Origin of the sequence: Micromonospora mangrovicola (assembly GCF_047200535.1) — a bacterium.
Classification (GTDB): Bacteria; Actinomycetota; Actinomycetes; order Mycobacteriales; family Micromonosporaceae; genus Micromonospora.
The window spans coordinates 1-11,949 of record NZ_JBJZOG010000053.1 but is presented as its reverse complement, the minus strand read 5'-3'; the positions used below and the strand labels follow the sequence as shown (position 1 = coordinate 11,949).

Sequence of the window (11,949 nt, the reverse complement as noted above, 5' to 3'; positions counted from 1 at the left end):
GGTCAGGGCCGCCAACCGGTCTGGGCGGCCCACTCCTCGGCGCGCAGGTACTCCTCGTCGAACCAGGGGTCCTTCAGCGTCCCGTACGTCGCGCTGTCCGGCGCGGCGGCGGCCAACTCCCGCTTGACCTGCAGATAGGCAGCCCGCTGGGCCGGGTCGGCGCGGAGGTGGTCGCGCATGAGCAGCGCGTACCGCCAGCCGGGCGAGTCGGCGACCCGCAGATGCAAATTGACCGGACGGGCCGGGTCGGCGCTGCCGTGCAGCCGCTTCTCCCAGTAGGCGCTGCCCGCCGGGCGGGGGTTGTCCCACCAGTCGCCGGGCAGCCGGGGGAAGCCGGCGTCGGCGAGCCGCCCGGCCAGCGGCCCGTCCGCCTCCGCCAGTGAGGACACGGTGAGCTGGACATCGATGACGTCCTTCGCGGCCAGCCCGGGCACCGCGGTGGAGCCGATGTGGTCGACCCGCAGATCCGCGCCGGCGGCGTGCCGGATCCGGGCGGCCAGTCGGGCGTACTGCTGGGGCCAGGTCGGGTCCGGCTCGGTGAGCACCACCCGCTCCGGCCGGACCGCGCGGCGTTCGCGGACGTTCCGCTCGAACGGCAACAGGCGGTCGCGCCACAGCGCGTCCACCGCCGCGTGCAGCTCGTCGAGGGTGCCGTCGTTGGTGAGCAGCACGTCGGCCACCGCCTGCCGGCGGGCGTCATCGGCCTGCGCGGCGATCCGCCGCTCGGCCTCCGCGCGATCCATGCCCCGGTCCCGGTCCAGCCGGGCCAACCGGGTGGCCACCGCCGTCTGCACCACCACCACCAGGTGGTACGTCGGCGCGAGGCCCACCTCCGCCAGCAGCGGCACGTCGTTCACCACGACGGCGTCCGAGGGCGCCGCGGCGGCCAACTCTGCGGCGCGGGCGCGCACCCGGGGGTGGGTGATCCCCTCCAGCCGACGGCGGGCCGCCTCGTCCCCGAAGATCAGCGTGCCCAGCGCAGCCCGGTCCAGGGCCCCGTGCGCGTCGAGCACCCGCTCGGAGAAGGCGGCGACGACCTCGGCCAACCCCTCGCTGCCCGGGGCGACCACCTCGCGGGCGATCCGGTCGGAGTCGATGAGCACCGCGCCCAGCGCCGTCAACCGGTTCGCCACCGCGCTCTTGCCGGACCCGATCCCACCGGTCAAACCCACCTTCAGCACGCGACCAGTCAACCCGATCACCGCGCCACCCGCCAAACCGGGCACCGGCCGGCGTCGACCGGCCCTGCCCGTGCCCCCGAGCCCCGTGCCGGGCGACGCCCAGCCCGGCCCGGGCAGGCCGCCCGGCACCCGGCGAGGGGCACTCGTCCGGCGAGAGGTGGCAGGTGGCCCGGGCGGTCGCCCGCGATGATCGACTCGCACTGCCGCAACTTGCTGCTTGCTGCCAGCGGGACAGCCCGACCTGCCGCAATCCGAGTCGATCAAGGGCTGGCGCGAGGGCGAGCGGCCGGCGCGACGGGCGGGCGGTGGGCGGGGGCGGGCGCGACGGGCCGGTGCCGGGGCGGAGATACGCGAGGGCCCCGCCCCCGGCGGTCCGGTTGTACCGGATCGCGGGGGCGGGGCCCGTCGTCGTCAGCGACGCTCCTGGTCAGCGCGCGGCGTCAGCCGCGCCGAGCCGGGGTTGTCGCAGGCCTCACTTGCCGCCGGCGAGCTTCTCCCGCAGCGCGGCGAGCGCCTCGTCGGTGGCCAGGGTGCCCGCCGGCTCCTCGGCCTGACGGCTCGGGGCCGTGGTCGAGGTGGTGGTGCCGGACACGGCCGGAGCCGGGTTGGCAGCGGCCTCGGCGTCGGCGGCGCGGGAGGACTGCACCTGCTTGGTGTGGGCCTCCCAGCGCTGACGCGCCTCGGCGTACTGGTTCTCCCAGGTCTCGCGCTGCTTGTCGTAGCCCTCGAGCCACTCGCCCGTCTCCGGGTCGAAGCCCTCCGGGTAGATGTAGTTGCCCTGCTCGTCGTAGGTCGCGGCCATGCCGTAGAGGGTCGGGTCGAAGTGCTCCTCGCCCTCGACGAAGCCCTCGTTGGCCTGCTTGAGCGACAGCGAGATCCGGCGACGCTCGAGGTCGATGTCGATGACCTTGACCATGACCTCGGAGCCGACCTGGACGACCTGCTCCGGGATCTCCACGTGGCGCTCGGCCAGCTCGGAGATGTGGACCAGGCCCTCGATGCCGTCGTCCACCCGGACGAAGGCGCCGAACGGCACGAGCTTGGTGACCTTACCCGGCACGATCTGCTGGATCGCGTGGGTGCGGGCGAACTGACGCCACGGGTCCTCCTGGGTCGCCTTCAGCGACAGCGAGACCCGCTCGCGGTCCAGGTCGACGTCCAGGACCTCGACCTCGACCTCCTGGCCCACCTCGACGACCTCGGACGGGTGGTCGATGTGCTTCCAGGACAGCTCGGAGACGTGCACCAGGCCGTCCACGCCGCCCAGGTCGACGAACGCGCCGAAGTTGACGATCGAAGAGACGACGCCCTTGCGGACCTGGCCCTTCTGCAGCTTGTTGAGGAACTCGGTGCGCACCTCGGACTGCGTCTGCTCCAGCCAGGCCCGGCGGGACAGGACCACGTTGTTGCGGTTCTTGTCCAGCTCGATGATCTTGGCTTCGAGCTCGCGGCCGACGTACGGCTGCAGGTCGCGCACCCGCCGCATCTCGACGAGCGAGGCGGGCAGGAAGCCGCGCAGGCCGATGTCGAGGATGAGACCACCCTTGACGACCTCGATGACCGAGCCACGGACGACGCCGTCCTCGTCCTTGATCTTCTCGATCGTGCCCCAGGCCCGCTCGTACTGCGCCCGCTTCTTGGAGAGGATCAGGCGACCCTCCTTGTCCTCCTTCTGGAGGACAAGGGCCTCGATGTGGTCACCGACCGAAACCACCTCGGCCGGATCCACGTCGTGCTTGATCGACAACTCCCGAGAGGGGATCACGCCCTCGGTCTTGTAGCCGATGTCGAGCAGGACCTCGTCCCGATCGACCTTGACGACGGTGCCTTCGACAATGTCGCCGTCGTTGAAGTACTTGATGGTCTCGTCGATCGCGGCGAGGAAAGCTTCCTCAGAGCCGAGGTCGTCGACGGTGACCTTGTTGGCGCTCGAGGTGGCCTCGATGCTGCTCGTCATGTGGGCGGTTGCTCCGGTCGGATGGGTTGTCACAGCAGGCATGGGCGTCGCGGTGACTCAGTCCGCGCCAGCGGATCCGTCGCCGGGCACACCGAACGATCGCCGTCAGAAGATCATTAGTGGCTCCGGTGACCGCGCACCTGCTCCCTGCCGAGGCACACGATCCGCGAGCGCATCGTCTAGCCTACCCGCTGCATTACCACAGCGTGCAAGCCCTCCCAGGTCTCCTCGGGCTCGTCAGCTGCGAAAGCGGGAATTTCGCGCGGTAAGGGGCCACCGCTGTCTCGTCCGTCACATCTGCCGCACCCGGCACACCGGCCCGGTGGGCCGACGTCGGGAACCGCCGGCGGGGGCCCTAGCGTGAGCGCGTGGACGACGACAGGGTGACCCGGCGCCGGGTCGGCGCCGCCGAGATCCGCCGGGCCAACCGTGGCTGGTGGGACACCGACGCGGACGACTACCAGGCAGAGCACGGCGCGTTCCTGGGCGACCTGGACTTCGTCTGGTGCCCGGAAGGGCTGCGCGAGGCCAATGCCCGGCTGCTCGGCGAGGTCGCCGGCCGCCGGATCCTCGAACTGGGGTGCGGCGCGGCGGCCGCCGCCCGCTGGCTGGCCGCCCAGGGGGCCCGGCCGGTCGCCCTGGACCTCTCCGCCGGCATGCTGCGGCACGCCGCGCAGGCCGCCGACCGCACCGGCGTACGGGTGCCCCTGGTGCAGGCCGACGCGCTCGCGCTGCCCTTCGGCGACGCCGCGTTCGACACCGTCTGCACCGCCTTCGGCGCGATCCCGTTCGTGGACGACTCGGCGGGTGCGATGCGGGAGGTCGCCCGGGTGCTGCGCCCCGGCGGCCGCTGGGTCTTCTCGGTCACCCACCCGATGCGCTGGATCTTCCTGGACGACCCGGGCGAGGCCGGGCTGACGGCCGTGCACTCGTACTTCGACCGCTCCCCCTACGTGGAGCAGGACGAGCACGGGGTGGCCACCTACGTCGAGCAGCACCGCACGCTCGGCGACCGGATCCGGGAGCTGGTCGGCGCCGGATTCCGGCTGGTGGACCTGGTGGAGCCGGAGTGGCCGGCGGGGCACGAGGGGATCTGGGGGCAGTGGAGCCCGCTGCGCGGCCGGCTCTTCCCCGGCACCGCCATCTTCGTCGCCGAGAAGCCGGCGCGCTGAGCGAGCCGGACAATCAGTGCTGTTCATCCGACCAGTGACGAAGTTACGCAGGCCGGGTGAGGGGATCGGTCCGGGCGGCGAGCGGCAGTACGAGCTGGTCGCCGACAGCGCCGAGCTGATCGAGCTGGCCGGGCCGTTCGAGATCAAGCTTCCGATCACCGAGATCATCCCCTGACACGGCGTCGTTTCCGCCTGCCCGCCCCGGGTAACCGGGCGGCATGGCCGAAGAGGAATTCCGCCCGGGCGACCACGTCTCCTGGGCCAGCCACAGCGGCCGGGCGCACGGGGTCGTCAAGGAGAAGCTCATCGACCGGACCCACATCCGCGGCCACGCCGTGAACGCCACGCCGGAGGACCCGCAGTACCGGATCCGCAACGACGACTCGGGCCGGGACGTCGCCCACCGACCGGAGGCGCTGCGCCATGAGCCGAAGCGCTGATCCACAGCAGACCTACCAGGAGTTCACCGAGGCGGTGAACATGAAGCCCGCCGAGCTGCAGAAGTGGCTGGACACCGAGAAGTCCAAGCACGTCGGCTGGCGGAAGAAGGGCACCAAGGGCGGGGAGACGGTCGGCCACGAGTCCGGACGGAAGATCATCGACCTGCTCCGCCGCAAGCGAGACCAGCTCTCCGACGCCGACTACAAGCACATGCGCAAGGTCGTCGGGTACGTCCGGCGGCACATGGCGCAGCGACCGAGCGGCGACGTACGCGACACCCGGTGGCGGTACTCCCTGATGAACTGGGGCCACGACCCCGTCAAGGCGCCGCTCCCGCCGCCGGGTGGTCCGTCCCGCAAGGCCCTGCAGCGGCACGGCGCCCCGCCGAAGGAGCGCCGGGGACCGGGACGCTGACCGGCCGGGCCCCGAACCGGCCAGAGTGCCGCGGCCCGGCCAGGGTGCCGCGGCCCGGCGGCGTCGCGGTTTCCCCGGCCTGCGGAGACCGCGACACCGGCGAAGAGGGACCGATCAGTGGTCGGCGCTGTTCCAGTCCCGGCCCTCGCCGACCGAGACCTCCAGCGGCACCGACAGCGGGTACGCCTCGCCCATCTGGCTGCGGACCAGGGCCTCCAGGCTGTCCCGCTCGCCCGGAGCGACCTCGAAGACCAACTCGTCATGCACCTGGAGCAGCATCCGGGACCGCAGCCCACCCTCGCGCAGCGCGGTGTCGACGTGCAGCATGGCGACCTTGATGATGTCGGCCGCGGAGCCCTGGATCGGTGCGTTGAGTGCCATCCGCTCGGCGATCTCCCGCCGCTGCCGGTTGTCGCTGACCAGGTCGGGCAGGTAGCGCCGGCGGCCCAGGATGGTGGAGGTGTAGCCGTCCTGCCGGGCCCGGGCCACCACCTCCTGCAGGTAGTCGCGGACCCCGCCGAAGCCGGCGAAGTAGTTCTCCATCAGCCCGCGCGCCTCCTCGGTGCTGATCCCGAGCTGCTGGGAGAGACCGAACGCGCTCAGCCCGTACGCCAGGCCGTAGTTCATCGCCTTGATCTTGCGGCGCTGGTCGGCGGTGACCTGGTCGACGGGGACGCCGAAGACCGACGAGGCGGTGGCGGCGTGGAAGTCGTGCCCGGAGTTGAACGCCTCGATGAGCGCGTCGTCCGACGACAGGTGCGCCATGATCCGCATCTCGATCTGGCTGTAGTCGGCGGTGAGCAGGCACTCGTAGCCCTCGCCGACCACGAAGGCCCGCCGGATCCGCCGCCCCTCCTCCGTGCGGATGGGGATGTTCTGCAGGTTGGGCTCGGTGGAGGAGAGCCGCCCGGTGGCCGCCACGGTCTGGTTGAACGTGGTGTGGATCCGCCCGTCGTCGGAGACCGACTTGAGCAGCCCGTCGACGGTCGACTTGAGCTTGGCCACGTCCCGGTGGCGCAGCAGGTGGTGCAGCAACGGGTGCTCGGTCTGCGCGTAGAGCCACTGCAGGGCGTCGGCGTCGGTGGTGTAGCCGGTCTTGATCTTCTTGGTCTTGGGCAGGGCCAGCTCGCCGAAGAGGATCTCCTGGAGCTGCTTGGGCGAGCCGAGGTTGAACTCCCGGCCGATCACCGCGTACGCCCCCTGCGCGGCGGCCTTCACCTCGGCCGCGAAGTGCGCCTCCAGCTCCGACAGGTAGTGCGTGTCGGCGGCGATGCCGGTGCGCTCCATGGCGGCGAGCACCCGCATCAGCGGCAACTCCACGCCGGCCATCAACCGGGCGGACTGCTCGCCGTCGCGGGACAGCTCGGCGTCGATCGCGTCGGCCAGGTCGAGGGTGGCCCGGGCGTGCAGCATCAGGTTCTGCTCGGCCGCGCCGTCGTCGCCCAGCCCATCCAGGGTGAGCTGGCCGGTCTCGGGCGCGTCCACCCGCAGCTCCCGGTGCAGGTAGCGCAGCGCGAGGTCGGTCAGGTCGTACGAGCGCTGGTCGGGGCGGGCCAGGTAGGCGGCGATCTGGGTGTCCCGGGCGATGCCCCGCAGGTCCCAGCCGTGCGCGGCGAAGGCCAGCACCGCCGGCTTGCTGTCGTGCAGCACCTTGGGGCGGGCGCCGTCGGCGAGCCAGCCGGAGAGGGCACTCTCGTCGCCGGGCTCGAGGGTGGCCGGGTCGAACCAGGCGGCCGCGCCGCCGGCGGTGGCCAGCGCCATGCCGGTCACCACGGCGGTGTGCCGCCGGTTCGGGCCGGTGTCGAGCTTGACCGCGAGGCCGACCGGGGTGCCGGCCGGCGCGTGCGTCTCCAGCCAGCCGGCGAGCGCGCCGGGCTCGGTGAGCACCTGGCCGGCCAGTTCGAAGCCGGCCTCCGCCTCCGGCTCGACCGCCTCCAGGTACTGGTACAGCCGGTCGCGCAGGATGCGGAACTGGAGGGTGTCGAAGACCTGGTGCACCGCCTCCCGGTCCCAGCCCTGCCAGCGGGCGTCCTCGGGGCGGATCGGCAGCTCCAGGTCGGAGACCAGGCAGTTGATCTCGTAGTTGCGGATCACGTCGGCGAGCCGCTCACGCAGGCTGTCGCCGGCCTTGCCCTTGATCTCGTCGGCGCGGGCGACGACGCCGTCCACCCCGCCGTACATGTTGATCCACTTGGCCGCGGTCTTCGGGCCGACGCCCGGCACGCCGGGGAGGTTGTCACTGGTCTCGCCGACCAGGGCGGCCAGGTCGCGGTAACGGTCCGGGCCGACGCCGTACTTCGCCTCGACCGCGGCCGGGTCCATCCGGGCCAGGTCGGAGACGCCCTTGCGCGGGTAGAGCACGGTGATGCTGTCGCCGACCAGCTGGAACGCGTCCCGGTCGCCGGTGGTGATCAGCACCTGCATGCCCTGGTCACGAGCCTGGCAGGCGAGGGTGGCGATGAGGTCGTCGGCCTCGTACCCCTCCCTCTCCACGACCGGGACGCGCAGCGCGGCGAGCACCTCCTTGACCAGGCTGACCTGGCCCTTGAAGTCGGTCGGGGTCTCGCTGCGGCCGGCCTTGTACTCCGCGTACTTCTCGGTGCGGAAGGAGCGGCGGGACACGTCGAAGGCGACCACGATGTGGGTGGGCTGCTCGTCGCGGAGCACGTTGATCAGCATCGAGGTGAAGCCGTAGACGGCGTTCGTCGGCTGCCCCGTGGTGGTGGAGAAGTTCTCCACCGGCAGGGCGAAGAAGGCCCGGTACGCCAGGGAGTGTCCGTCGACGAGGAGCAGGCGCGGCGTCGTAGCTGTCACGGCAGCGACTCTAGTCCGTACGCCCGACAACCCTCCGCCGGCGGCACCGCGTCGGTGCCGGAATGCGGACACCGGGACGGAAAAGCAGGCGGCCGGCCGCCCGCGAGGGACGACCGGCCGCCGACAGCACGCCTCAGGCCACGCCGAGGTACGCCTCCTTGACCGCCGGGTCGTGCAGCAGGTCCCGGCCGGTGCCCTCCTTGACGATCCGGCCGGTCTCCAGCACGTAGCCCCGGTGGGCGCGGGAGAGCGCCTGCTGGGCGTTCTGCTCCACCAGCAGGATGGTGGTGCCCTGCTCGTTGATCCGGGTGATGATCTCGAAGATCTGCTGGATCAGCATCGGCGCGAGACCCATCGAGGGCTCGTCGAGCAGCAGCAGCCGCGGGCGGGCCATCAGCGCCCGGCCCACCGCCAGCATCTGCTGCTCACCGCCGGAGAGCGTGCCGCCGTGCTGCTTGCGCCGCTCGGCGAGCCGGGGGAAGAGGTCCATGACCATCTTCATGTCCTCGGCGATGCCCGACCGGTCCCGGCGGGTGTACGCCCCCATCTCCAGGTTCTCCAGGACGGTCATCCCGGGGAACACGCCCCGGCCCTCGGGCGCCTGCCCGATGCCCCGGATCACCCGCAGGTCGGCCCGCATCCGGGTGACGTCCGTGCCGTCGAAGACGATCGAGCCGGAGGCCACCGGGCGCAGCCCGGAGATGGCCCGCATGGTGGTGGTCTTGCCGGCGCCGTTCGCGCCGATCAGGGCCACCACCTCGCCCTCGTTGACGGTCAGGCTGATCCCGTGCAGCGCCTGGATCCGCCCGTACAGCAGAGTCAGGTCCTTGATCTCAAGCAGCATCGGTCGGCACCCCCAGGTACGCGGCGATCACCTTCGGGTCGTCCCGGACCTCGGCCGGCAGGCCCTCGGCGATCTTCTTACCGAACTCCAGCACCACGATCCGGTCGGTCACTCCCATGACCAGCCGCATGTCGTGCTCGATGAGCAGCACGGTAGTCCCGTTGTCCCGGATCTTGCGGATCAGGCCGAGCAGTTCCTCCTTCTCCGCCGGGGTGAAGCCGGCGGCCGGCTCGTCCAGGCAGAGCAGGGTGGGGTCGGTCGCCAGGGCCCGGGCGATCTCCAGCCGGCGCTGCTCACCGTACGAGAGGTTGCGGGCCAGGTCCCCGGCGCGGCGGTCGATGCCGACGAAGCGCAGCAGCTCGTACGCCTTGTCGCGACCGTGCCGCTCCTCCCGCCAGTGCCGCGGCAGCCGCAGCATCGCGGAGAGCACGCTGGTCTTGTGGTGGGCGTCCGCGCCCACCATCACGTTCTCCAGCGCGGTCATCTCCGGGAAGAGCCGGATGTTCTGGAACGTCCGGGCGATGCCGGCCTTGGTGATCCAGGACCGACGCTTGCCGTTGGTCCGCTGCCCCTTGAACCGGATCTCGCCCTCGGTGGGCCGGTAGACGCCGGTCATCGCGTTGAAGCAGGTCGTCTTGCCGGCGCCGTTCGGGCCGATCAGGCCGAGGATCTCCCCCTTGTACAGGGTGAACGCGACATCGTCGAGGGCGACCACACCGCCGAAGCGGAGGGTGACGTGGTCGACCTCCAGCAGCGGCTCCCGCCCGTCCGGGGCGGTCTCGCCGGGGGTGGGCTCCACCGGCGTGTCCGCGCCGGACTCCGGCGGGGTGCCGACGGTGGCGCGACCGTCGTCGGCGATGTCCCGCTCGCTGGTTTCGTCCCGCTCGCTGTGCATCTGCGGCTCACTCATTGGGCACCGCCTCCTGGGGGACCGCTTCCTTGCGCCGGTCGGCGAACTCGGCCGCCCGGCGCCGGTTCGGCACCAGACCCTGCGGCCGGAAGATCATCATGATGATGACCACGAGACCGAAGACCAGAATCCGGTACTCGGCGGCGTCGAAGTCGACACCGAGTGTGCCGCCGATGCCGCGCAGCCACTCCGGCAGGTACCAGGTGATCGCACCGCCGACGATCGCGCCCTTGAGGTTGCCGGCACCACCGAGGATGACCGCGGCGAGCACCAGGATCGAGTTCTCCAGCAGGAAGCTGTCCGAATTGATGAACGTCTGCTTGCCGGCGAAGATCGCGCCGGTCAGCCCGCCGACCGCCGCGCCGATGGCGAACGCCCAGAGCTTGTACTTGAACGTCGGCACGCCCATGATCTCGGCGGCGTCCTCGTCCTCGCGGATCGCCACCCAGGCCCGGCCGACCCGGCTGTTGGTCAGGTTCCGCATCGCGAAGATGATCACGATGATCACCGTCAGGATCAGCCAGTAGTACGGCTTCGAGTCCACCACACCGAAGAGCGGCCTGCCGTCCGAACCGGTGCCCGGCGGGTGCGGCACCTGCGGAATACCCCGCTGCCCCTGGGCGATGCCCTCGTTGCGGGCCGCGTAGAGGCGGATCATCTCGGCGAAGCCGAGCGTCACGATGGCCAGGTAGTCACCGCGTAGCCGCAGCGTCGGGCCGCCGAGGATGACCCCGGAGACCATCGTCACCAGGATCGCCACCGGCACCGCCGCCAGCCACGGCCAGTTCGTGCCGAACCGGCTCTCCGGCGAGGTCAGCAGCGCCACCGTGTACGCGCCGACCGCGTAGAAGCCGAAGTAGCCCAGGTCCAGCAGGCCGGCGAAGCCGACCACGACGTTCAGGCCCACGGCCAGCAGCACGAAGATCGAGGTGTCGAAGAGCACCGCGGCGAAGTCCGACCGGGTGGTGTAGAACGCGAAGTACTCGCTGCCGATCGGGAAGCCCAGGTACTCGTAGAACCACCGGTTGGGCAGGATGTAGAGGAAGACCACCAGGGCGGCGAGGCCGACCCAGCGGACCTGCTTCGGCATCGCGTCCCAGCGGGTGCGGAGCGCCGTCATGCGGCCCTTGTTGTCCGAGGTGGCGGTCATGCGCGCGCCCTCCCGAGAGACTCGCCGAGCAGGCCGGTGGGGCGGAACATCAGCAGCACGATCAGCAGCACGAAGCCGGTGAAGTCCTTCCAGTCGCCGCCGAACAGGCCGGCGGCGTAGTTCTCCACGATGCCGAGCAGCAGACCGCCGAGCAGCGCGCCGCGCAGGTTGCCGATGCCGCCGAGCACCGCGGCCGAGAAGGCCTTGAGCCCGATCAGGAAGCCGACGTTGAACTTGGTGAAGCCGAACCGGAGGTCCCACAGCAGGGCGGCCACGCCGGCCATCAGGCCACCGAGGACGAAGACCAGCAGGATGACGCGGTTCTTGTTGACGCCCATCAGGGCGGCGGTGTCCGGGTCCTGGGCGACGGCGCGGATGCCCCGGCCGAGCCGGCTGCGGTTCACGAACTGGTCCAGACCGATCAACATGATCAGCGTCACGCCGAGGATCAGCAGCTGGAGGTTGGTGACCGGCGCGCCGAACAGGTGGAACAGCGTCTTCTGCGGGATCAGGTCCGGCATGCCGAACGGCGCCCGCTCCGTGCCGATGCCGAAGGACTCGGAGAGCACGAAGGACGCACCGATCGCGGTGATCAGGAAGGCCAGCGGCGGGGCGTTGCGGCGGCGCAGCGGCCGGTAGGCGACCAGCTCGACGGCGACGGCGGTGGTGGCCGAGGCGACCATCGCCACCACCAGGCCGGCGACGACCGCCAGGATCAGCGGACCGAAGGCCGGAGCCGGGGTGTTCTGGTCGTAGCCGAGGGCCTGCCAGGTCCACAGGGTGGTGAAGGTACCCACCATGAAGACCTCGGAGTGGGCGAAGTTGATCAGGCGCAGAACGCCGTACACGAGGGTGTAGCCGAGGGCGACGAGCGCGTAGATCGCGCCCTGTTCCAGCCCGGTGATGGTCAGCGCCGGGAAGTTCCCGAAGAGCTCATCGAAGTTCAAGTGGGGGCTCCAACTGTGCGGCCAAGCGGTGCGGGGGGGGGGGGGGGCGCCCCCACCCCTCCCCCCCCCCCCCCCCGCCCCGGGACGACCACAAGACTCTCTTCCTTTTGTCCTACGTT

At 71.2% G+C, this 11,949-nt stretch carries 11 protein-coding genes; 4 read left to right on the top strand and 7 right to left on the bottom strand.

Annotation, left to right across the window (positions count from 1 at the left end; all coding sequences use genetic code 11):
• Positions 1–2: 2 nt before the first annotated feature.
• On the bottom strand, positions 3–1,181 hold the full coding sequence (gene coaE / locus ACL02O_RS20735; RefSeq protein ID WP_412819769.1) for a dephospho-CoA kinase: 1,179 nt from the start codon (positions 1,179–1,181) through the stop codon (positions 3–5).
• Positions 1,182–1,653: 472 nt separating this feature from the next.
• A complete protein-coding gene (gene rpsA / locus ACL02O_RS20730; RefSeq protein WP_412819768.1) occupies positions 1,654–3,138 on the bottom strand; it encodes a 30S ribosomal protein S1 in 1,485 nt (494 codons plus the stop codon).
• A 368-nt stretch (positions 3,139–3,506) separates the two neighbouring features.
• Here rpsA and ACL02O_RS20725 point away from each other — a divergent pair, with 368 nt between their 5' ends.
• The 4 genes from ACL02O_RS20725 to ACL02O_RS20710 are packed head-to-tail and all read left to right on the top strand — an operon-like array spanning position 3,507 to position 5,165.
• Positions 3,507–4,310: a class I SAM-dependent methyltransferase gene (locus ACL02O_RS20725; RefSeq protein ID WP_412819767.1), complete on the top strand. Its 804-nt coding sequence runs from the start codon at positions 3,507–3,509 to the stop codon at positions 4,308–4,310.
• Between the two features lie 34 nt (positions 4,311–4,344).
• Positions 4,345–4,485, top strand: a complete 141-nt coding sequence (locus ACL02O_RS20720) for a hypothetical protein (protein ID WP_412819766.1) — start codon at positions 4,345–4,347, stop codon at positions 4,483–4,485.
• A 43-nt stretch (positions 4,486–4,528) separates the two neighbouring features.
• Positions 4,529–4,750 carry a hypervirulence associated TUDOR domain-containing protein gene (locus ACL02O_RS20715; protein WP_412819765.1) on the top strand — a complete coding sequence of 74 codons (222 nt, stop codon included), beginning with the start codon at positions 4,529–4,531 and terminating at the stop codon, positions 4,748–4,750.
• Complete coding sequence (locus tag ACL02O_RS20710; protein ID WP_412819764.1) at positions 4,734–5,165, top strand: DUF3140 domain-containing protein; 432 nt, start codon at positions 4,734–4,736, stop codon at positions 5,163–5,165. Before ACL02O_RS20715 ends, ACL02O_RS20710 begins: the two co-directional genes overlap by 17 nt.
• A gap of 114 nt (positions 5,166–5,279) precedes the next feature.
• Here ACL02O_RS20710 and polA read toward each other — a convergent pair whose 3' ends face one another.
• The 5 genes from polA to ACL02O_RS20685 form a co-directional block, all read right to left on the bottom strand.
• Complete coding sequence (gene polA / locus ACL02O_RS20705; RefSeq protein ID WP_412819763.1) at positions 5,280–7,979, bottom strand: DNA polymerase I; 2,700 nt, start codon at positions 7,977–7,979, stop codon at positions 5,280–5,282.
• Positions 7,980–8,112: 133 nt separating this feature from the next.
• Positions 8,113–8,823, bottom strand: coding sequence for an ABC transporter ATP-binding protein (locus tag ACL02O_RS20700; RefSeq protein ID WP_412819762.1), 711 nt, complete (start codon positions 8,821–8,823; stop codon positions 8,113–8,115).
• Positions 8,813–9,733 carry an ABC transporter ATP-binding protein gene (locus tag ACL02O_RS20695; protein WP_412819761.1) on the bottom strand — a complete coding sequence of 307 codons (921 nt, stop codon included), beginning with the start codon at positions 9,731–9,733 and terminating at the stop codon, positions 8,813–8,815. The genes ACL02O_RS20700 and ACL02O_RS20695 overlap by 11 nt, the downstream gene beginning before the upstream one ends.
• Positions 9,726–10,883 carry a branched-chain amino acid ABC transporter permease gene (locus tag ACL02O_RS20690; protein WP_412819760.1) on the bottom strand — a complete coding sequence of 386 codons (1,158 nt, stop codon included), beginning with the start codon at positions 10,881–10,883 and terminating at the stop codon, positions 9,726–9,728. The genes ACL02O_RS20695 and ACL02O_RS20690 overlap by 8 nt, the downstream gene beginning before the upstream one ends.
• Positions 10,880–11,830: a branched-chain amino acid ABC transporter permease gene (locus ACL02O_RS20685; RefSeq protein ID WP_412819759.1), complete on the bottom strand. Its 951-nt coding sequence runs from the start codon at positions 11,828–11,830 to the stop codon at positions 10,880–10,882. Before ACL02O_RS20685 ends, ACL02O_RS20690 begins: the two co-directional genes overlap by 4 nt.
• Positions 11,831–11,949: the final 119 nt, after the last annotated feature.